This window comes from Alteromonas sp. KC3 (genome assembly GCF_016756315.1).
Lineage (GTDB): Bacteria > Pseudomonadota > Gammaproteobacteria > Enterobacterales > Alteromonadaceae > Alteromonas.
In genome coordinates this window covers 742,754-765,050 of record NZ_AP024235.1, presented here as the reverse complement: position 1 = coordinate 765,050, position 22,297 = coordinate 742,754, and the positions used below count along the sequence as shown (strand labels likewise).

The 22,297-nt window shown below is 44.4% G+C and carries 20 protein-coding genes; 9 read left to right on the top strand and 11 right to left on the bottom strand.

Going from position 1 to position 22,297, the window contains the following annotated elements; translation table 11 throughout:
• Position 1: 1 nt before the first annotated feature.
• The 7 genes from pdxJ to djlA all read right to left on the bottom strand — a co-directional run bounded on the left by pdxJ (position 2) and on the right by djlA (position 6,663).
• Positions 2 to 739 (bottom strand): pyridoxine 5'-phosphate synthase, encoded by a 738-nt coding sequence (gene pdxJ / locus JN178_RS03375; RefSeq protein WP_202263662.1) that lies wholly within the window; start codon positions 737 to 739, stop codon positions 2 to 4.
• Positions 740 to 927: 188 nt separating this feature from the next.
• The gene (gene recO / locus JN178_RS03370; RefSeq protein WP_202263659.1) at positions 928 to 1,632 is read right to left on the bottom strand and encodes a DNA repair protein RecO; all 705 of its coding nucleotides are present in this window, start codon (positions 1,630 to 1,632) and stop codon (positions 928 to 930) included.
• Positions 1,633 to 1,712: 80 nt separating this feature from the next.
• Positions 1,713 to 1,994: a hypothetical protein gene (locus JN178_RS03365; RefSeq protein WP_202263656.1), complete on the bottom strand. Its 282-nt coding sequence runs from the start codon at positions 1,992 to 1,994 to the stop codon at positions 1,713 to 1,715.
• A 23-nt stretch (positions 1,995 to 2,017) separates the two neighbouring features.
• Positions 2,018 to 3,739 carry a single-stranded-DNA-specific exonuclease RecJ gene (gene recJ, locus JN178_RS03360; protein WP_202263654.1) on the bottom strand — a complete coding sequence of 574 codons (1,722 nt, stop codon included), beginning with the start codon at positions 3,737 to 3,739 and terminating at the stop codon, positions 2,018 to 2,020.
• Positions 3,740 to 3,903: 164 nt separating this feature from the next.
• Positions 3,904 to 4,626: a bifunctional protein-disulfide isomerase/oxidoreductase DsbC gene (dsbC, locus tag JN178_RS03355; RefSeq protein ID WP_202263652.1), complete on the bottom strand. Its 723-nt coding sequence runs from the start codon at positions 4,624 to 4,626 to the stop codon at positions 3,904 to 3,906.
• A gap of 249 nt (positions 4,627 to 4,875) precedes the next feature.
• On the bottom strand, positions 4,876 to 5,802 hold the full coding sequence (gene xerD / locus JN178_RS03350; protein WP_202263642.1) for a site-specific tyrosine recombinase XerD: 927 nt from the start codon (positions 5,800 to 5,802) through the stop codon (positions 4,876 to 4,878).
• Positions 5,803 to 6,663, bottom strand: a complete 861-nt coding sequence (gene djlA, locus JN178_RS03345) for a co-chaperone DjlA (RefSeq protein WP_202263639.1) — start codon at positions 6,661 to 6,663, stop codon at positions 5,803 to 5,805.
• Positions 6,664 to 7,090: 427 nt separating this feature from the next.
• Here djlA and JN178_RS03340 point away from each other — a divergent pair, with 427 nt between their 5' ends.
• The 8 genes from JN178_RS03340 (at position 7,091) to JN178_RS03305 (ending at position 17,734) form a co-directional block, all read left to right on the top strand.
• Entirely contained in the window at positions 7,091 to 9,343 is a 2,253-nt protein-coding gene (locus JN178_RS03340; protein WP_202263628.1) for an LPS-assembly protein LptD, read from the top strand.
• A 61-nt stretch (positions 9,344 to 9,404) separates the two neighbouring features.
• A complete protein-coding gene (gene surA, locus JN178_RS03335; RefSeq protein ID WP_159623966.1) occupies positions 9,405 to 10,688 on the top strand; it encodes a peptidylprolyl isomerase SurA in 1,284 nt (427 codons plus the stop codon).
• A 14-nt stretch (positions 10,689 to 10,702) separates the two neighbouring features.
• The gene (gene pdxA / locus JN178_RS03330) at positions 10,703 to 11,689 is read left to right on the top strand and encodes a 4-hydroxythreonine-4-phosphate dehydrogenase PdxA (protein WP_202263619.1); all 987 of its coding nucleotides are present in this window, start codon (positions 10,703 to 10,705) and stop codon (positions 11,687 to 11,689) included.
• Positions 11,686 to 12,513, top strand: coding sequence for a 16S rRNA (adenine(1518)-N(6)/adenine(1519)-N(6))-dimethyltransferase RsmA (gene rsmA / locus JN178_RS03325; protein WP_159623968.1), 828 nt, complete (start codon positions 11,686 to 11,688; stop codon positions 12,511 to 12,513). The genes pdxA and rsmA overlap by 4 nt, the downstream gene beginning before the upstream one ends.
• Positions 12,514 to 12,520: 7 nt before the next feature.
• The gene (apaG, locus tag JN178_RS03320; RefSeq protein ID WP_202263617.1) at positions 12,521 to 12,895 is read left to right on the top strand and encodes a Co2+/Mg2+ efflux protein ApaG; all 375 of its coding nucleotides are present in this window, start codon (positions 12,521 to 12,523) and stop codon (positions 12,893 to 12,895) included.
• Positions 12,896 to 12,906: 11 nt separating this feature from the next.
• Complete coding sequence (locus JN178_RS03315) at positions 12,907 to 13,734, top strand: symmetrical bis(5'-nucleosyl)-tetraphosphatase (RefSeq protein WP_202263614.1); 828 nt, start codon at positions 12,907 to 12,909, stop codon at positions 13,732 to 13,734.
• Positions 13,735 to 14,007: 273 nt separating this feature from the next.
• Positions 14,008 to 16,032, top strand: coding sequence for a HAMP domain-containing methyl-accepting chemotaxis protein (locus JN178_RS03310; RefSeq protein WP_202263612.1), 2,025 nt, complete (start codon positions 14,008 to 14,010; stop codon positions 16,030 to 16,032).
• A 169-nt stretch (positions 16,033 to 16,201) separates the two neighbouring features.
• Positions 16,202 to 17,734 carry a diguanylate cyclase gene (locus tag JN178_RS03305; protein ID WP_202263610.1) on the top strand — a complete coding sequence of 511 codons (1,533 nt, stop codon included), beginning with the start codon at positions 16,202 to 16,204 and terminating at the stop codon, positions 17,732 to 17,734.
• Positions 17,735 to 17,812: 78 nt separating this feature from the next.
• On the opposite strand, the gene lysC is transcribed toward JN178_RS03305, so the two are convergent.
• From lysC to JN178_RS03285, 4 genes are all read right to left on the bottom strand, one after another.
• Positions 17,813 to 19,162: a lysine-sensitive aspartokinase 3 gene (lysC, locus tag JN178_RS03300; protein WP_202263608.1), complete on the bottom strand. Its 1,350-nt coding sequence runs from the start codon at positions 19,160 to 19,162 to the stop codon at positions 17,813 to 17,815.
• A 59-nt stretch (positions 19,163 to 19,221) separates the two neighbouring features.
• Positions 19,222 to 19,662, bottom strand: coding sequence for a DUF192 domain-containing protein (locus tag JN178_RS03295; RefSeq protein WP_202263606.1), 441 nt, complete (start codon positions 19,660 to 19,662; stop codon positions 19,222 to 19,224).
• A gap of 150 nt (positions 19,663 to 19,812) precedes the next feature.
• Entirely contained in the window at positions 19,813 to 20,673 is an 861-nt protein-coding gene (locus JN178_RS03290; protein ID WP_202263604.1) for a DNA ligase, read from the bottom strand.
• 373 nt (positions 20,674 to 21,046) lie between these two features.
• Positions 21,047 to 21,640, bottom strand: coding sequence for a hypothetical protein (locus tag JN178_RS03285; RefSeq protein WP_202263602.1), 594 nt, complete (start codon positions 21,638 to 21,640; stop codon positions 21,047 to 21,049).
• Positions 21,641 to 21,881: 241 nt separating this feature from the next.
• Between JN178_RS03285 and JN178_RS03280 the strand changes: the two genes are divergently transcribed.
• Positions 21,882 to 22,292, top strand: coding sequence for a hypothetical protein (locus tag JN178_RS03280; protein WP_202263600.1), 411 nt, complete (start codon positions 21,882 to 21,884; stop codon positions 22,290 to 22,292).
• Positions 22,293 to 22,297 lie beyond the last annotated feature (5 nt).

Below are 22,297 nucleotides of genomic sequence, written 5' to 3'. Positions count from 1 at the left end.
TTTAAATACCAGCGCGAGCTTCTAACATGAGCTTACGCATATCGGCAACTGCGGTATGTAGCCCATCAAACGCCGCGCGAGCAATAATAGCGTGACCAATGTTTAGCTCGATCAATTGTGGTATCGCCGCAATCGGTTTTACGTTGTGGTAATGCAAGCCATGACCTGCATTCACTTTAAGTCCTAAGCTATCGGCATACTCAATGCCTTCAATCAATCGTGCTAGTTCTTTTTGCTGCTCATCTTCACTAGTAGCTTCTGCATACTGACCAGTATGAATTTCGATATAAGGTGCATTACACTTTGCAGCGGCATCAATTTGCGCCTTGTCAGCATCAATAAACAGCGACACCAAAATGTTGGCCTTGGCTAGTCTTTCACAAGCCGCCTTAATTGTGTCAAAGTTACCAGCTACATCGAGCCCACCCTCTGTAGTCAGCTCTTCGCGTTTTTCAGGCACGAGACAACAAAATACGGGTTTAACTTCTTCGGCAATGGCGAGCATTTCATCAGTGACTGCCATTTCTAGATTTAAACGCGTATTAATGGTTTGTGCTAAAATGCGCACATCACGATCTTTAATATGACGGCGATCTTCCCGAAGGTGCACAGTAATACCGTCAGCGCCAGCGCGCTCTGCAATATCTGCTGCATGAACTGGGTCAGGGTAATGGGTACCACGCGCATTGCGAATTGTTGCGATATGGTCGATGTTAACGCCTAATAAAATCGTGCTCATTTCACCACCTGGGTTTTGTAGGCTGAACAAGGGCAACAGCCAAAAAAAGTTTACCAATAGAGTCGCGCAATTGTAGCAAAGTTTTTAGACTACAGCGGCGTAAATGCTATGCGTTAACAGAAAATAATGTAATGAATTCGAGGGGCTAGCCTTTATTTCAAGTGCGCGAGTTAAGCGCGCGAGCTATGCTAGCGACTTTTGGGCATGAATAATTCGCGACTCTTAAGTGGTTTATCACCAATAAGCGGTTTTAGCAGGTCGCGACAAAGGACTTTAGCGACTTTCTTACTTAGTGGCGTAAATTCTCCTTGAGCGAGAGAAAGTAAAGCTGTTCCGGGGAAGCCTCTATTCCCTTGAATATGCTCGGGCATTTGCACAAAACCTGCGTCAGCTTGAAAATGGTAGCTGCCGTTTTCTTCAATAGGCATCTCATATTCAACATCGGTCGTAAAATCAGGTAATAGCCCCATTTCATCTAATAATGCAAACTCGAATTGGCGCAATGTAACTTCTATGTCGCCTTGCTCACTTAATGACATAAGTGCCTGTTCATAAGCATTGAACACGCCATCACTGGCAAGGCCGTTTGGCATGATCCTATTGGCAAGCTCATTGACGTACATAGCACAAAACAGTGAAGTCCCTACGAGGGAAATTGAGGGTGAAACACTTTCAACATGCGACAAGTTCTTTAAATCAGACTTTCCCCTTAATTGAATACGTAATTGCTGGAATGGCTGCAACAAGCTCTTCTTATCTGATTTACTGTTTTTAACGCCTTTCGCCACCGCGCTTATGCGCCCTTCTTCCAACGTGAAAAAGTCAACAATATAGCTTGTTTCACGATAAGGGCGACGGTGCAATACATAAGCGTTTAGCCAGTCGTTGTTCATACCTTTTCCACGATGCTTTTACCTAATCTACGTTGCACATACCTTTGCCACCTTGTGGGTCGCGCTTATGTGCCAAAACGCTAGCTGCGCTTTATACGAACCACTTTCATGGTTTCAAACTCGATGCCCGCGACGTCTTGCACTTGTCTGTAGTACGTCACGTTAACACGTGCCCCTTTAAGACTTTGATATTGTTGCTTTCGCCGATAGATAAAAGGCACATCGATACCTTCAAGCATGATGGTGTGACGAATCCAATCACTGTCTTTCTCTTCACGCTGGACATGCGAGACCACTTTTGCATTGTCAGTCTGGTTTAGCTGCTGGTGCTTCTCGACGAGTTTTTGTCGCTCGCTTTTCATAGTAGACATTCCCCAATCGAAGGCTAGCAGGCCGTGATTTGCTCAATGATAAGTTGCACCGTTTCCTGACCGCGAAAAACATTGATATCAAGACGGTAAGCGATATGAACCCGCTTCACCATAGCGTTGGGCCAGACGTTTAAATCCACATTAAATGCAATTGCATCTATTTCATTATTTCCATCACTTTTTAACACCATTTTGAGGTGTTTTTGCCCGACAAGCCTTTGGTCTAACAAGGTAAATTCACCATCAAACAATGGCGACTCAAAGCCTTGCCCAAAAGGCCCCGCTTGACGCAATTGGTGAGCAAACGTCAAACACAACTCGCTGTCGGTTAAGTCTCCATCAGAAAGCAGCGCGTGATTGCCGTCAAGCTTTGCCATATGTTGACTGGCAATAGCGACAAATGCGTCTTCAAACGCCTTAAGCTTCGCAAGTGGTAAACTGAGCCCGGCCGCCATGGCGTGCCCGCCGAATTTATCGATAACCCCCGGGAAGCGCGTGTTAACTTCATCCAACACATCGCGAATATGTACGCCAGGAATAGAGCGTGCTGACCCTTTAATTATCTCATCGTCTTGATGTGCGAAGGCAATCACCGGCTTTAAGTACTTCTCTTTCAGCCTGCCCGCGACAATACCAATTACACCTTGGTGGAAATCTTCACGGTAAACCACTAGGGCTTCAGGCATCTCGCCCTCATTAAGGGCCATACTTTCAAGGGTTTGCTCAGCCTGGGCCTTCATACCCGTTTCAATTTCTCTGCGCTCTTTGTTAAGTGCATCAAGTTCCGCGGCAATCATTCTTGCCTGAATGGTGTCGTCTTCCAGCAAGCACGCTATACCTTGCGACATATCATCTAGGCGCCCTGCTGCATTTAAACGCGGCCCTACGACAAATCCCAAGTCTGTTGACGTTAGGTGAGCACATTCTCGGTTTGCCACTTCTACCAGCGCTTTAATGCCCGGGCGGCACTTGCCAGCGCGTATTCGCTGCAAACCTTGATGAACGAGAATTCGGTTATTTTTATCTAGCACCACTACATCGGCCACTGTCCCCACTGCCACAATATCAAGTAGCGATGCCAAGTTGGGTACAGCAATATTAGCCTTTTCGAAATATCCCCGTGATTGCAACTCGGCTTTCACTGCCAACATAATGTAAAAAGCAACGCCGACACCTGCAAGGTTCTTTGACGGAAAATTACAACCAGGTTGGTTAGGGTTTACTATCGCATCAGCGTCTGGCAGTACATCACCAGGCAAATGGTGATCAGTAACAATGACATCAATTCCCTTTGCCTTGGCATGAGCAACACCATCGATACATGAAATGCCATTATCAACCGTAACTATTACGTCAGCGCCTTGCTCCTTGGCCACATCAACAATAGGCACACTCAGGCCATAGCCAAAATCAAACCGGTTGGGTACTAAGTAGTCGATATTGTGATGGCCCATCATTCGCATAGCTAAGATGCACACAGAAGTACTGGTCGCGCCGTCGGCGTCAAAATCGCCGACAATAATAAGCTTTTTATTTTGCTCGACGGCATCTGCTAGCATGCGAGCGGCTTTCGGCATACCTTTAAGCTCATTAAAATGCGTTAGCCCTTTGAGACCATTTTCCAAGTCATCAATACGCACAACATTACGACCGCGATAAATTCTATCAATTACGGGGTGAAGGTCTGCGCTTAGCGAGTCGCCAGAGACCTCTCGGCGAACAATGGGCAATATCATGAGGTACCACTATATATCGTTGTAAATTATGAAGCTGAGTATTATATCTGTGCAGTCGCCACTTGCGTGTCATGCAAGCGCGACTGCAGCCAAAATAGTACCGCAGAAAAACAAAAAACGCACAAAGCGTGCGTTTTTTATCTAAAATAATGTAAGGAGTGTGCTTACTGTGCTTGCTCTAGTGCTTGAACAAGTAAGTCAGCAGGTTGATACCCTGGGATAAGTGAACCGTCAGGTAAAATGATGTTAGGTGTACCATTTACGCCTAACTTTTGTCCTAACAGGTATTGCTCTGCCACTTTATTTTTGCAACTTGCACTTGCTACATTGTCACCGGCTTTGGCATCAGTTAGGGCCTGCTGTGGATTAGCGGCACACCACACAGAAACCATATCTTCATAGTTCTGACTATTTAACCCCGCTCGAGGAAACGCCAAATATTGAACCGTCACACCGTTATCATTTAACTCGCCAATCTCATTGTGCAGTTTGCGGCAATAGCCACACGTTGTGTCGGTAAATACGGTGATCACGTGTTTTTCATTTTTTGCTTTAAACGTTATGGCAGATGAAGCCATGTCTTTCACACCAGCTAAGCGCAGTGACGATAATGCTACTTCCGTTTCATTTCGCATATTCTCATCAATATTGAAAACGCGAGCCTGAAGTAAGTATTCGCCGCTGTCACTTACGTAAAACAAACCGCGATTAGTCGATACTTGCACTAGACCAGGTACAGGAGAGTCAGCAAAGCTATCTACTTCAAGACCTAACATGGTTGTTAGCTTCGTACGAATTGCGGTTTCATCAGCGGCATGGGCAATCACACTTACAAAACTCGTTGCCACAACAGCGCTCGCTATCAAACATTTCTTTATAGCTTTCACTCAATTACTCCATTACATCTTATCTGGGTTACACTAAAAAACGACCACATCTCTTATGCGGCATGTCGTTCAACGCCTAATGAAAAACCCCTTGGTTATTTATCAGACCTTAGGTACGCCCTAAAAATTTCATTTATTTGCCGCTATGCTAACACACACCAGTGAGAACAACATACTGCAGACTCGCCGCTTGTCGCAAACCTGCTCACAATCATAGCAAAGCGCTTTGATCGTGAGCTTCCGTGCAAACTAGCCCCTAGGATGATGGCTATGTATCAGTGTTTGCAATCGCTCTGTCGCTACATGGGTATATATTTGCGTAGTAGACAGGTCGCTGTGGCCTAGTAACATTTGCACAACACGTAAATCCGCACCATGGTTAAGTAAGTGAGTAGCAAAGGCATGCCGCAATGTATGGGGTGACAAATGCTGCTCGATACCCGCTTTTATCGCATAGTATTTTATGCGATGCCAAAACGTTTGCCGCGTCATTTTCTGCCCGCGTTTACTCAAAAACACCACATCAGTTTGTTTACTTGCCAAAATAGGCCTTGCCGTCTTAACGTAGGTAAGTAACCACTCGATGGCCTCTTCGCCCAAAGGTACAAGGCGTTCCTTATTCCCTTTACCGACAACGCGCACCACGCCTTGTTGCAAACTAATCTGCTCCATCGTCAAACCAACAAGCTCGCTTACGCGAAGCCCAGTGGCATAGAGAACCTCAAGCATGCTTTTATCGCGGCATTCGATGGGATCTTCGGTGTCTGGCGCGGCAAGCAAGTCTTCGACTTGCTGCTGTGATAACGACGAAGGTAATGACTTTGGCGTCTTAGGATTAGATAAAGCTGATACCGGACTATCTACGCGAATCTGTTTACTTATAAGAAAAACAAAAAAAGCTCTAATGGCACTTAGCGCACGCTGCGTGCTTCGTGTCGAAAGACCCTTTTCATGCCGATAAGCAAGGTAGTCCTGCAGCTGCTCAGTTACAAGCAATGCAATATCTTTGACACCTTGGTTATTACAGTAAATTGCTAATTTAGTAAGGTCGGTGCGATAACTTTGCTGGGTGTGCTCAGACAGCCCTTTTTCTAACCACAGCATTTCAATGAAGCTATCAATGTGCGCTTGACTTGCTGCAGGCACATAGGTCAATTCACGTTGTGTAGATTTCATTTAAAAGCCACGCTTTTGCTTAATAAGCTCGTATGCAGACTGAATGTCTTGAGCTTTCTTTTTGGCAATTTCCATTGCCTGCTCAGGTAACCCTTTTGATACTAATTTATCAGGGTGGTGTTCAGCCATTCTTTTGCGATACGCGCGCTTGATAACTTTTTCATCATCTGACGCTGAGACGCCGAGTATGCGATAAGCATCATCAATACTTTGCTGTTCTGAATAAGCCTGCTGGCCTTGAGCGCCCTGACGATATTGCCCATTCGAATGCGAGCGTGGGCCACCGCGCTGCCTAAAACGGATTTCTGCTTCGTACATTGAAATAAGGTAGTCGAGGTCACGACGCCTAAACCCAAGCGGTTTCGCTACCTTTTCAAGTACGTTGTACTCTTCTTGTGACAAGGTGCCATCGGCAAAGGCAGACTGAATGAGAATTTCTAAAAATACCTGAAGAATATCGCGGCGACCATGAGTCGCTTCATAAAAGCCTTTAAGTGTCTCAACCAGAGGAAAGTCACGTGCTTTTCCTTCGCGAAATGCATCTTGCGCCTCGCGACGGGCATCGCCTGTTAACCGCATCTCATCCATTAATGCTGTCGCGATTTGTATTTCTTTGCTGGTCACCTTTCCGTCTGATTTAGCAAGATGGCCCAGTGCGCTAAATAGACTGTGAAAGAAAATAGCTTGTTGCTTTAGGCTATTTTGGTCGGTAAAAAAACGACCAAATCCACCAAGCTGATTGAAATCCTGGCTATAAGCCTTATCAAAAAAGTGCCCTACAACTAAGCCGAGAATCGCACCTGGAATCTTTAAGAACATAAAGCCAAATAAGGCACCGAGGATCTTCCCCCAAATAGACATCTACGCGTACTCCATTGTTTGCTTAGTTTCCCATTACTTGGCTTTATTACTCGCAGGCTCACGCTATTTTTTAGTCAAAATGAACTGCGGCATTTCAGAGCACTATATCAAACGGCTCTCTTAATCCAAATAAGATGTAGGTGTGGAGTGAAATTTTTCAAGCTTAATAGGTCGTGCGAAAAGCGTTTACTGCTCATATTTTCTATTAGGTGATAGATAATATGCATTTTTTCACATCAATGGTTGGTAATTGCGCGAGAAGTGCTTAGAATTGACCGCTTAGACTATTAGCGTCCTCCTTAAGCAACAATTGAGCTTTGAAATATGCTTTAGGTGGGGTAAACAATAATGCTGAACTATACAAGACGCGCGTCGTCTTAGCTGGGTTACAAAAGCAATTTACAACAAATAGGCCACCCATTAACGCATGAAAAAAACCTGCGCCATCGTTGTTTGTGCGACATTTTTGCCTACTGTCGCGTTTGCACAGGAAACAACAGATTCTCGTACTAATTCAGATTCGAATGCAGCTCCACTTGCGTTCTGCTCTGTTGAACCTGTTACCTTTAGCAGCAAAGCACTTATGCCTAAAGGGCATGTTAAGGTTGAAGCCAATCGCACTGAAATTATACAAGACAAAGTTGCGTTGTTTTCAGGCGATGTTGACATTACCTCTGACACAGCGGTAATTCAGGCCGCGCAAGCGCAAGTTAACGGCAACGGAAAAGATCTGATTGCCAAAGGCGATGTCACCTACCAAGATGCCCAACTAAAAGTAGAAAGTGATTCCGTTTCACTTCGCTCTGTTGAAGAGCGCTTAGAAATGACGAATACCCGATATCAATTGACGGGTTTTGTGGGTCAAGGCGCGGCAAAAGACATTGTTTTAGATACCGACACTGGGATTGTGTTAAAAGACGTAAGCTTTACTACGTGCCCTGAAGGCGATGAAGACTGGTTAATTCGCGCCAGCGAAATAAGTCTAGAAAAAGGCACCGTTTGGGGTCAAGCCAAACACACCCGCTTCTATATTGCTGACGTGCCTGTTTTCTATCTACCCTATTTTGCCTTCCCAGTAAGTAATGAGCGTCAAACTGGCCTACTATTTCCAGAGCTTACTAGCTCTAGCAGAACTGGCGTAGACTATACACAGCCGTTCTACTGGAATATCGCCCCCAACTACGACATGACATTAGCACCGCGGGTTATGACACTACGCGGCATTCAGTTAAATACCGAATTTCGCTATTTAACCGAAAACAGTCAAGGTAAAGCGTATGTCGAATATTTACCAAGTGATTCAGACATATCTGGCAACCCAGACCGTTATTTTTACCGTTTACAGCACCAAGGGTTAATTGGCGATAATTGGCTTCTAAACGTTGATTTTAACGGGTTAAGCGATAACAACTACTTATTAGATTTAGGTTCGGATTACTACAGCCGTGCCGATACCCACCTGTACCGCAGTATTGGTATGAGCTATTACTCAGAAAATCTGTCGGTGAATATGCAGATTAAAGACTTTGAAGTGTTGGGTAATACTGCCGATAGTTATCGCGCGGTTCCAGAAATCAAAGTTAATTATAACAAGCCATTAGGTGATTTTTTTGAGTTTAATCTGGACTCAGAAGTTGCTCATTTTGACAATACGTTAGATACCGCACCTACTGCAACCCGCTTTCATATAGCGCCAACACTTGCAATGCCACTGCGTTCTGCATGGGGAGAGTTTACTGCTGAAACTACGTTATTTCAGACGGTATACCGCCAAGATAACGTAGAGGGCACAGACTTAGATGAAAACGTAGAGCGCACACTTGGCCAAGGCCGACTGTACGGAGCCTTGTATTTTGAACGAGATAAATCGTGGTTTAGCGACGACATGTCGATGACCTTTGAGCCAAAAATACAGTATTTGTATACGTCGTATGAAGACCAAACTGCTATTGGCTTTTATGATTCTACGCCGCTACTTACTGACGTAGAAGGGCTCTTTAGAGGACAAGAATTTACAGGTCTTGACCGTATCAGCGACAACAATCAAATTACCCTTGGTGCGACCACGCGAATGTTAGATAAAAACAATCGGGAACAATTTGTCCTAAGTGTGGGTCAGATATTCTATCTTGAAGATAACAAAGTTGTGGCCGCCACTAAAAATCAAGACCGTTCAGCACTTGCTGCCGAAGTTGATTGGCGCGTTAATAAAAATTGGTTCTTCCATACTGACGTTCAGGTAACAACAGATACTGACAAAGTCGACTTGAGCAGTCTTGGGGTAGAGTACAGAAAAGATGACGCGCGCTTTATCCAAGTCAGCCACCGTTATGTACGCGACTTAAGTGGCGAAACCATTGATCAAATTGGTATTTCTGCAAGTTGGCCTATTTCTGAGAACTGGCAGTGGGTAGGCAGAACCTATCGTGATTTAGAGCGCCATCGCAGTGTTGAAACATATACCGGTATTCAATATGAATCGTGCTGCTGGGCAATTCGCTTAGTTGCTCAAAGAAGCTTGAATAATCGATTCAATGCCCGTGGCGAGCAAACCACAGACGACTTTGACTCTGGTGTGTCGCTTCAGTTTATCTTTAAAGGTATAGGTTCTTCAGGAACCCGTAGAAGCATGCTAAAAGACGGTATGTTTGGCTATCGCCAGCCTTATAGTTTAAATTAACCCGCAGTTGAGCATACGCAAGTGTGCACAAGTGTAATTAACCAATAATAAAAGAGTGTGTATGAAGTTCATTATCCGAGCATTGATGTTAGGTGCCCTACTCTCATTTAACAGCATTGCGCAAGAAGTTATGCTAGACCGCGTAGCGGTAATTGTTGACCAAGGCGTGGTACTTGAAAGCGAGATCGAAGCCCTTGTGCAGGAAGTAAAAAGAAACGCCGAGGCGAATGGCCAGCAGCTCCCCTCTGATCGCGCACTTCGCACACAGGCCATTGAACGACTCATTACAAAAAGCCTTCAGCTTCAAATGGCTGAACGCATGGGTATTCAAATCAGTGACCCTCAATTAGAGCAAACGATTGGGAATATCGCGGCGAGTCAAAATGCGACTATTGAGCAACTTCGCGAATCAATAGCACTTCAAGGCATTGCTTATGAAGATTATCGCGAAGATATCCGCGAAGAAATTATCATGGGTGAAGTTCGTCGCGCTAATGTGCGCCGCCGTGTTTATATCACACCTCAAGAAATAAACACCTTGATAGAACTTATGGAACAGCAAGGTGCCGAGCAAGCGGAATATCGTCTTGGTCACATCCTTATTGGATTTCCAACGGAGCCAACAGACGAAGACATTCAAGCGGCACGTGAACGCGCTGACAAAGTTATTGCACTTTTGGAGTCTGGTTCAGACTTTGCTAAAATAGCCATTGCATCTTCTTCAGGTAACGAAGCACTTGAAGGTGGTGACATGGGATGGATGAACATCAATGCTATGCCTACCCTATTTGCAGAAGCAATTCAGGGTAAAGACAAAGACGTATTGGTTGGGCCAATTCGAAGCGGCGCTGGCTTTCACATTCTAAAAGTACTTGATACCCGTGGTATTGAAAAAATTACGGTAGAAGAAGTTAACTCACGCCATATCTTGGTAAAACCGTCTATTATTCTTAGTGAAGACAAAGCCAAATCGATGCTAATTCGCTTTAGAGAAGAAGTTGAGAGTGGTGAGTCTGACTTTGCTGAATTAGCAAAAGAATATTCTGAAGATCCTGGATCTGCACTGCGCGGTGGTGAATTAGGCTGGTCAGATCCAGAGAACTACACGCCGGCATTTAAAGAAGCGTTGGCACAACTTGAGCCAGGTGAGTTTAGCGATCCGGTTCGTTCAACGTTTGGCTGGCACTTAATTCAACTTATCGATCGTCGAGTTGATGATGCAACAGACAAGCGCAAAGAAGAAAAAGCATCTCAGTTAATCTTCAACCGTAAATTTGCCGAAGAAACCGAAAACTGGCTTCGCGAAATGCGTGATGCGGCGTATGTTGAAGTTGTAGATTCATAAACATTAAGTGATACATGAGTACACCAATTAAAATAGCAATTACGCCGGGAGAGCCGGCTGGAATAGGGCCAGATTTAATCATTAAACTGGCCCAAGAGACATGGCAAGCACAGCTTGTCGTGTTTGCCGACGGTGACATGCTCAGGGCAAGGGCCGAACGGCTAGGTTTACCGCTAACCCTTATTGAATACGACGCCAATAACCCGCAAGTACAAGCTGCGGGTTCGTTGTTTATTAAGCAGATAGATAAATCTGTAGACGTTATCGCAGGTACACTTGATAGCGAAAATGGACTTTACGTTGTCGAGACATTACGACAAGCCTGCCAAGCCAATATGGATGGAGACTTTGACGCAGTTGTTACAGGCCCTGTACACAAGGGCATAATTAACAAGGCTGGGGTATCATTTAGCGGGCATACCGAGTTCTTCGCCTATCAATCAAACACTATCGATGTGGTTATGCTGCTAGCAACGGAAGGACTTAACGTTGCCCTTGCGACAACACATATCCCGCTAGAGTACGTGGCGAAAGCGATCACTCGTGAGAGATTACACAAAGTGATTCACATCATTAATACCGATCTTAAACTTAAATTCGGTATTAAAGAGCCCCACATTTACGTGTGTGGACTAAACCCTCACGCTGGTGAAGATGGGCATATTGGAACGGAAGAAATTCATACCATCATACCAGCACTGGAAGAGTTACGCGCTGAAGGTTTGAATATTACCGGGCCTTTGCCAGCCGATACCATTTTTCAGCCGAAGTATTTAGAAAATGCTGATGTTGTACTGGCTATGTACCACGACCAAGGCTTACCTGTATTAAAATACAAAGGCTTCGGCGCATCAGTAAATATCACTCTGGGTTTGCCTTTCATTCGTACCTCAGTAGATCACGGCACCGCCCTTGACCTTGCAGGTACAGGAGAAGCTGACGCTGGAAGTTTTAGAAAAGCATTGGAAAAAGCCATTGAGCTTGCACAACATCAACAATGAGTAAAACACATTTAGGCCATACGGCCAGAAAACGATTTGGCCAAAACTTTCTTCACGATGAATATGTGATTGGAAAAATTGTTGCCGCAATTGGCCCCAAAAACGAACAAAACTTAGTCGAGATTGGCCCAGGTCTTGGTGCACTAACCGATCCGGTATGTGAAGAGGTTGACGCCTTAACGGTTATCGAGCTGGACCGAGACTTAGCTAAGCGGTTGCGCCATCACCCTTTCAATGGTGACAAGCTAACCGTTATTGAGCAAGATGCCATGACAATGGACTTTTCGGCCCTATTGAAAGAAATGCCGATTAAGGACAAAAAGCTTCGCGTATTTGGTAACTTGCCGTACAACATCTCAACGCCTTTAATGTTTCATTTATTCGATCACGCCAGCAGTATTGAAGACATGCACTTTATGCTGCAAAAAGAAGTGGTGAATAGATTGGCCGCTGGACCCGGTTCAAAGAACTATGGCCGTTTATCGGTTATGGCACAATATTACTGTCATGTCATTCCTGTACTTAACGTGCCGCCAGGTGCTTTCAAGCCTGCGCCAAAGGTTGACTCAGCAGTAGTAAAATTAGTTCCTCACAGTGCACCGCCCGTTGATGTTGTTTCGGTAAATACGCTTGAGCGTGTCTGTGCACAAGCCTTTAACCAACGCCGAAAAACCATTCGTAACTCTTTGAAAGATTGCTTGAGTGAAGAAGAAATAAGCGCATTAGGTATCGACCCAACATGTCGGGCAGAAGTGCTGTCTCTTGGCGATTTCGCCACACTTGCCAATGCAGTTTCAGCCAAAGAGAGCCAACAAGAGCAGTAAGGCATCTATGGAAGAACTCGATATTCAGGTGCGAGTGAAAACTCGCCACCTTCCTGACCACCTCCCTTCTGACGCTAAGCAATACGCGTTTGCCTATCACATCACAATAGAGAATAAGAGTAACGAGACGGTTCAATTGATTAATCGTTATTGGCGTATAACCGACGCAAACGGTAAAACCTCTGAAGTGGAAGGTGCCGGTGTTGTTGGAAAACAGCCGATATTAAAGGCAGGTGAAAGTTTTGATTATACCAGTGGCGCGGTCATTGACACCCCCGTTGGAAATATGGAAGGCTACTATGAAATGGAACGCGAAAACGGCGAGCGTTTCCGCGTACCAATTTCAGTATTCCGTTTAGCCATTCCCAGTATTCTCCATTAAGGTAGCTTCGCATGTCGCAAGGCAACACGTACATCATTGGTGATATTCAAGGTTGTTATGATGGTCTGCGTCGCGTACTGGATAAAGCGCGCTTTGACCCCAATGCCGATTCACTCTTCGCCGTGGGCGATCTAGTGGCTAGAGGTGAAGACTCTTTAAGTACATTACGCTTTCTTAAATCTCTTGGCGACAGCTTTTCCAGTGTTTTAGGGAATCATGACCTCCATTTACTTGCCGTTGTAAATAACATACGCAAAGCGAAAAAATCGGATAAGCTCGCACCGCTACTCAGTGCCTCAGATTTGCCAGAACTTGTAGATTGGTTACGTCACTTTCCTCTTGCTCAAAAGGTAGCAAACAACACAGCAATCGTTCATGCAGGCTTATATCCACTGTGGTCAACGCACAAGCTGCTTGCGTTAAGTGACGAAGTGAGTGATGTACTCAAACGCCCGCAATACGCTGCCTTTTTAACAGAAATGTATGGCAACAAGCCTGATAAATGGTCAGAGGAATTAGCAGGTAGCGAACGCCTGCGGTTTATCGTAAATGCCTGCACAAGAATGCGTTTCGTTCACAAAAATTCGACGCTAGATTTCGATAACAAAGCACATCCCAGTGCCATAATGCATAGTACAAGCAGCACCTTACTTCCATGGTTCGAACATGAAAATACGCATTTGGGCAGCAATGAAAAGGTCATTTTTGGGCATTGGGCCGCGTTGTCAGGACAAACCAATAACCCGCAATTTATTGGCCTAGATACCGGTTATGTATGGGGCCAATCCATGACCATGTTAGAGCTTGGTAAGAATGAGCTAATTAGTGTTTCGGCATGAGCGTACACTTCATTTAGTGAGCAAACTTCCTTACAAATAGTAAAAACTTGAACAAAACTGGTACAACCAGTAACTATTTATGTGCAAATAGCATAAATAAAGTAAACATTAAGTCTCTGAAGCCGATACAATTATTTGTGATAGTAACGATGATGTATTAAACCTTCACCCTAAAGTACAATCACATTCATGTTGATTTGGGTGTATTTTAATAAGGTTGAGGGGTAATATCGTTAGTGATAAGAACAAAAATGCACTCATCCAGGAGTTCCGATGAAAATAACCGTAGCCACGCGCGTAATCGGGGGATTTGTAGCGATCAGCGCACTTCTGATCGTAATCAGTGTTGTTTCGCTTTATAACCTCAATTCAATAGGCTCTGCGACCGAAGAGGTCAACGATGTCGCCCTTCCAACCGTTGCAGGTAGTAACGCGTTGAAAGCCAGCTTTCTTAATATGGGTCGCCTAACTTTTGAGAGTTATATTGAAGAAGAGCTCAATGGACTTGAGAAAAAACGCACTTCGTTTAACGCCGCAAAAGAGAGCTTTGATAGTGAGTATAAGAAACTTGCCCTTGCTGTCGATGACCAACCACAGTTAAAGAGTACACTGAATTCAGTTCGACAATCTTTCGATGCGTATACCGCAAACGTCGAAGAAATGTATAAGAATCATGAAAAGTACTTGGGACTTCGCAATACTATTCAAGACCGCTTAGGCGACGCTGAAGATAACGCCGACGACGCCTCAACATATCTTCTTGATTTTTCAGACTTAGATGCAGTTCAAAGCAATGCAAGTCTACGTAGAGCAGCCGAAGTAGGCAGTCAATTAGAGTCTTCACTGTTATCCCTACTTACCGTGTCTAACGAATACGTGAAAACGCAAACGCTAGTGCGTTCTCAAACCTTGGGTAATGAAGTTGACCTTGTTGTTGAAAAAGTGGTTACCCAGCTAAGCGAAATGGTTGAAACCGCTGGTGGCCGCGATGACTCAGGAACGCTAGATGAAATTAACGATTTAGTTAACGGTGCGGTAAATGCTATTAAAGCCAGTGATGGCGTAGTTCAGCTGCATGTAGACCGCCTAGAGCGCCGAAATGATGCAGAAAAAGCGCTTAACGCATCTGATGCGAATATCGCTCAGGGCATTATTGAGCTAGAAAAACTGTTAACAGAAGCCGACAGAAAGGCCAGCGATATAGAAGAACAGGTAAACGGCACTATCACGACAGGTAACACCATTGTTGTGCTAGTGGTACTTTTCTCAATTGCTATTGCTGCGTTTATTGGGTTTGTGACAGTACGCGCGATTACTCGCCCGCTTTATCGCGTTAATGAGTTACTGACAGTAGCATCGTCTGGTGATTTAACACATCGCCTTGATGATTCAGCACAAGACGAGTTTGGACTGCTGGCCAGAAACTGTAATAAGCTAATTGGTAACTTGAAAGAGTTGATCACTGCTATTAACGTGCGTGCAGAGCAACTTGCTGCCGCATCAGAGCAAACCTCAGCAGTGACCGCGCAAACTACGCATTCAATCCAAGACCAAAAGTCGCAAATTGGACAAGTAGCCACAGCAACAACAGAAATGCACTCCACGTCACAACTTGTGGTGCAGAATGCAGAAGATACGCTTAGCCAAATCCGTCATGCGGATGCCGAAGCAGAAAATGTCAGACAAATTTCAATAGAAAACAAAAATACTATCGAAATTTTGGCTAAAGACGTTCAAGACGCAGCAGACGTTATTAATAAACTTCATCAAGATAGCGCAAGTATAGGCGGCATTCTTGATGTTATTCGCGGTGTTGCAGACCAAACTAACTTACTTGCACTTAACGCAGCAATTGAGGCGGCGCGTGCTGGTGAGCAAGGTCGTGGTTTTGCGGTTGTAGCTGACGAGGTAAGAACCCTTGCAAGTCGTACTCAAGAATCTACCCAAGAAATCAACGCGATGATTGAGGTTCTACAAGCTGGTGCTGAACGCGCTGTTGCGGTTATGAACCAAGGTAAAGAGCAAACCGCAGCCTGTGTGGCGCAAACTGAACGTGCAACACAGGCGCTGGACATTATTTCTGATGCGGTGCATAAAGCGCACGATGTAAGTTCTCAAATTGAGCAATCGGCCCGTGAACAAAATACGGTATCGCAAGAAATCAGTGAGAAACTTGAAACTATTGTAGGCATTGCAGAAGAGACTACCGCAGGTGCACAACAAACGTCTGAGTCTAGCCACGAAGTGGCAAGATTAGCGGAAGAACTGCAACAATCAATTCGTCAGTTTAAGGTGTAAACACCCGTAAACTCGATAAAAAATACGTAATGAAAGGGCTCCGCAAGGAGCCCTTTTTTGTTCCCCGGCGAAACCTAATAGGTTGGCTATACTGTAAGAAGTGTTTGCTGAGGGGGATATTTTGAGTACTCGGTCGCTTCGTTCTCAATTAGTTTTTGGGGTAGTCATTGTGATCACTACCTTTGTTGCCGTGCAATTGTGTATACGCGCATTTGTGACTTACCCACAGTTAAAAGCCCTTTCTGAGAAACACGACTTTTATGAGCTACAGCGGGTTGCATCAGAAGTTGAGCAAGAACTTAGTGCACTTGAAAACTTGGTGTACGACAATGCCGTGTGGGACACGACTTATAACGCTATCACGACGAAAGATATAGATTGGTTAGCGAAAACCTACTTTATACCCGCCAGTTATACCACGTTGGGCATTGATGGGTGGCTTTTCTTTGACAAGCAAAATAATGTCGTTGCAGCTGAGGTGTTCCAAACCACTCTTACTCTTGATGAGATTAGTCAGGCCGTCACGACAAGCGGTATTTTTGACGCTGTTGAACAACCAAGCACGGTTCATACTGTGTTTTCAATGTTTAGAGACACCCCTGTGGCACTTATCGCAAGTAAAATACTTCCTTCCGATGAACAGGGTGACTCCAATGGAACCGCTGTTGTTTTACAACGAATTGATCAAAGTTTCATTGAAAAGATCACGCCTAATATTACTGGTGACATAACCTTTCATGCTATTGATTCACTAACACCGCAGGCTATTTCGCAAAGCACTTCCTTCGATGCGCTAAATCTAGATGGTGTTTCAACACCAACTAGTTCGGCAACACTGCCTCGTCTATACGTGCGTTTCGAATCACAACAAGGGCAAACACTATTCGCTATATCAATTGCCCGTCCCAAAGGGCCGGATAAACACGTAATTGTAGATGGAAGCCTATTAGGAGGAGCACTTGTGTCGGTGCTGTCTTTGATTGTGTTCTACGGCTTTATCAATAGAAAACTCATCAACCCCGTCTATGAATTGCTGAGTCTGGTTCAGCGTGCCCAAGACGAGCAAGACTTCTCGCTTCGCTGTAAGCCAGATGGTGACAACGAAGTACATCAACTTGGCACACGATTGAATAACCTACTTTCACTTATTGAAAAACAACAAAACGCGGTTTATGAAAAAAATCAAATACTCGAAGGGTTAAGCCGTACAGATGCACTAACAGGACTTTCTAATAGGCGCTACTTTGACGAGTGGCTAGCCACACTGGCAGATAGTTCAAGCACAACGAACAACGCCCTTAGCCTTTTAGTGATTGATATCGACTACTTTAAACTGTTCAACGATTATTACGGACATGCAAAAGGAGACGAAGCACTGAAGCTAGTTGCTTCAAGTATTAAACAGTCACTTCATGAGGCTACCGACCATGCGTTTAGGTTTGGTGGAGAAGAGTTCACCGTCATATTGCAAAACACCAACTTAAAAGATGCCAAAACCGTCGCTGAAAATATTCGCAAACACGTAGAGAATATAAATTATGCGCATGATAAGTCCCCTATTTCTGACTATATTACTATCTCAGTAGGCGTTGCCGCTAAAGCCCCAGGCGAGCAACTAAACGAGAGTGAACTATTTGCCGATGCTGACCGCGCACTCTATCAAGCAAAAGCCAAGGGGAGAAACACGGTGTGCAGTGCCTAGCACACCAGAGCACGCTACAAAGCATAAAAAAAACGGCCAACATTAGTTGGCCGTTTTCGATAAAACAATAGAGTAGGTCTATTCAAAAAGCGCTTTATGCAACTTTCTTACAACGTCTTCACTATCTGTTTCGTTAACCAGAAATGACAGGTTATGCGGGTTTGCGCCAAAGCAAATCATACGCAAATTGAAATCAGACACCGCAGATAAGATTTTACTCGATACACCAGCAGCCGTTTGCATGTTATTACCTACGACAGTAACTAAGTCATACCCCTTTTCAACTTTCACATCACATATTGTTTCAAGCTCTGCGATAGTCTCTTTATTCAACCGCTGTGCAACTGAATTAGCCGGGTTATCTAGCGTGAACGACACCGATATTTCAGAAGTGGTTACCAAGTCTACGCTCAATTTGTGCTTTGCGATAATCGCAAACACCTGCTGCAAGAAACCCTGTGCATACATCATTTTTGGCGTTTTCACCGTCACCATTACCTGCTCTTTGCGACGGGTGATTGCGCGATAAGCGGGTTCATGCTCACAGTCGCGAACAATCCATGTGCCGCCCTTTTCAGGCTCTTTGCTCGAACCAACAAAAACTTTAATATCTTTGCGAAGCGCAGGCTCCATAGTAGCGGGGTGTAGTACTTTTGCACCAAACGTAGCCATTTCTGCGGCTTCTTCAAAGCTTAACTCAGGTAATGGACGTGCAGCAGAGGTAATTCTCGGATCGGTGGTATACACACCTATTACGTCTGTCCAAATTTCACAAGACTCAGCATCAAGTGCTTCAGCCAACAGTGCCGCGGTAAAGTCTGAACCACCGCGCCCTAATGTGGTTGTTCTGCCTTCTTCATCAGCGCCAACAAATCCTTGTGTAACTACAATGGCACTTTCTAATTCAGGTGCAAGCAGCTGTTTAGCAAGCTTTTCAATTTCTTCAATTTGTGGGGCGCCTTCGCCAAATTCACTGTCAGTGCGCAGTACTTTACGCACGTCAAAATTCATAGTTTTGACGCCCTCTTCGGCAAGTACCGATGAAAACATTAGCGACGACATTCTCTCGCCCATCGACAATAGCTGATCTTTTAAGTCATCACGATGTAAGATTTCTTCGTGAAACGCGAGGCTACGCATTTCATCAAGCAAGTCATTGAGCTTAGGCTCAATGCTCTCTTTGTCACTCAATTTATTGAGGATAGCTAACTCAATATCGATGATTGCTTGGCACGTTTCCTCAATTTGTTGTTGCGTCATTGGTGTATGCGCAAGACTGACGAGGTGGTTGGTTACACCTGCTGCGGCACTTACCACTACAATTCGCGTTTTATCATTACCGGCAACAATTCGGGCACAATTTTGCATTACTTCATAATTCGCAACGCTAGTTCCACCGAACTTAGCTATCGATAAGGCATTTGTCACTATATTTAACTCCAGAATAAGCTAGCTTTAAGCCAGCACAATCGCGCGTTTACTCGCAATTAGTCAATCGTTATTTGGTCGCCGACTTTAATCTCATTCTCGGCAAACCACCCTTGGTTCATTTCCAATGCGTAAAGTACCTCTTTCGATGATCCGACCGACTCCAAGCTATGTGGAGTGAGAGGTTTTATATCCGTGATTACGCCATTTCTGTCGATAAATGCTACGTCTAGAGGAATGAAGGTGTTCTTCATCCACATTCCCGCAAACCGTGGTGATTCGAACTTGAAAAACATGCCACAGTCTTCACAAAGCGACTTGCGAAACATCAAACCGCGCGCTCGCTGCTCGAACGTTTTGGCGTATTCAACATTCAAGGTTTCCTCACCGACTGTGAGTGTTGCCTCGTCAAATACCACTGTTGATTCTGCGTCAACTTGCGCTTGAGCACACCCTAAGGTTAATACAAGTGCGGCAACAATAAAGAAAGATTTTCCCATTAGACATTCCTTTTCGCCATAAAAAAGCCGGTCGCCTATAGGGCCACCGGCTTTGTAGTTTATACACTATTTTATGCAACATTCAATGTTGGGATAATACGTACCTTGGCCTCTTCTTCTGCTTGGTTAAAGCTAGGCATTTTGTCGAAGTTAGTGAGATATGTCTGCATTTGGCCTTTGCCGAAGGAAACTTGCAAAGCGGGGTTTGCCATTACGGGTTTTACCTGCGTACTTAAACGTTACCCAACTATTGACTGGCGGAGGGTTTTCTCTTTCTTTGTCACTAAAGCCGCTACCTAATTTAAAGATAACGCCTTCTCTGGTTTGCACCAATAAGGCGCCTAGTACATCAGTATATTTCCCTTTGCCTTTCACATGGCTAATCACTTTAGCCTCGTCATCATCAAACTTTTTGAGTTTTAAAAGGTATTCACTTCTACCGTTTAAATAGAGCGCGTTTTTGTGATGAAGCATTAACCCTTCACCACTGTGAGCCAGCACTTTATCTAGCGTTTTTTCTAGCTCATGCAGTGACGTTAAGTTGTACTGTTCAACCAAAGTCAATGAGACATTTTTCGCGTCGCCTATAAGGCGGCGCAGCACCTTTAAGCGAGCTTCAAAAGGAAGATCAGATTGGGGAAGGTCAAAAGCCATAAAAGCAACATGGTGCCAGCGGGTATCCGGTGTATAGCTAAGTACCACAGAAGCAGTCTTTTCAAACTGCCCTCGCTCAATCCACAATTCGCCATCTAATGCTACATTTGGCCAATCCTTTGTAAACCAATGCGGTGTATGGATAAGTGTTCCACTGCGGGTCAACAGTTGACTTCCCGTCCACCTTGCGCGGATACCATCAAGCTTTTCACTAACCCAGTAATTTTCTATTGTGATAGTGTCCTGTTCAATATCGTAAGGTGTTGCTAGTTGAAGTGGCGTTATGTCTGCTGCAGCATGTAACGGTGAAGCTACGAGCATTGAAAAAACATACGCTGAGTACCCGACCCTGTTCATCACTTGTCTCCCTTGATATAACGCGTTATGTCAGGGTCAAGTGTACAGTGCAGCGAATAGGTTAAAACTGGTCTTTGGCATGGTTTTAAGAAACCCAAAGTACACAAATAGTGCTAACTGTGGGCTGCTATTGAAATTGGCAAGTAAAATTCCGCCATAGCATTGGGATAGCAAGAGTTAATGTTTGCTTTCACTAAGAAAATAAATATGAACTACGATAAATGATATTTTCTGAAAATTAGCTGACCAAGCAAATCCATTAAGTCGATTCAATGAACCTGCTTGGGCTACGATGTATACCTTGCTCTCACCAACAGGTATTAATTGTTGGATAAACAGCAACGTCGTTTAACTAAATTCCAGCAAAATATCACTACCGAAGTGGCAAATATGCTACCTCGGACTCTGCTCTTTGAAGTGAGTTTCTAACTCTAGTAATTTCTTGCTCGTGAATAGTTGGAGCAAAAACATCTACCTTTTTAATTTTTTTCGGGCCTGTATCAACGCCGTTTCCGTCGCGACAAGAATTATTCGGCGCACCTCGAACCCGACTAATCTGGCGAGGGCAATTATCTAAAACATCGGGTGCGTCGTTGAATGCTAATGCTGAGCTTTGCTTAAAGACGAGTTTTCCACCAAAGTAAATCTTCTCTTCGGTTAAATTTAATGGAGAAAGCTGGCCTTCAAGGACATTCAAAACACTGGTTTCACCGTCTTTTGAACAGGTTACTTTGCCAAAAGTATAAATTCCGGGCTGTACATCGACAGCGGCAAATGCACCATCAGAAAATGTTAGGTGGGATACACTCTCGCCTGAAGATGGCAGGAGTTCAACATTCAAGCTTTCGCACCCTAAGTTGCTTGATACCTGAAGAATATAGGTTGCATTGGCCGCTGTCGCTGGGCTGGCTACGGCAGAAGCCGCCGCCACTGCTAAAAAAGAAGAGGCAAGTAAAACACGAGTCATAGCATTTCCTTATGTACGTTGACGTTATTGAAGGTTTGCAGAGACAATAAATCGTCTGTGAGCAAACCGTGTAATTCAACAATAGTTGAACGCAACTTGTTCATCAAGTAGACACAACGTTTTTTTAAATGATTACTTGTTAAATACCAACCATTGCAGTCGTTGAATAAATTCACTCTCGCTTCACTCTTTACAAGTCACAATAAATTTCCCAAAGGTAATAAACGAATTTGAGATAACAATGGCAGGTAATGACGTACGAATTAGATTTCACTATGCAATTTATGCAGTTGTACTTCTAGGAGTAGGTGTTGCAAGGATGGTGCAAAAGGCAACCAATGATGAGGGCGGAATTATCAGTCAATATGGGCCACTTGCTTTCGCATGTCTAATGTCTGTATGCGTTGTCAGTTATTCATTGCGCGCCCCTATTCTGAAGCGTTATTTTTGGCGTGTATTACTATTTACTCTCGTTGTCGTTGATTGCTTAGCCGTTGCGTTTACTGCCTATTTATCAATAAACGCAGTTAGCCTCTTTCAGGGGCCGGTAATGCTCACCTGGGGCGCGCTACTTCTAACACTACCGGCACAAGTCATCATGTATTACTACTCACACAATCGGAATTCAATTTGGTATAAGAAAACGAATTAACATCC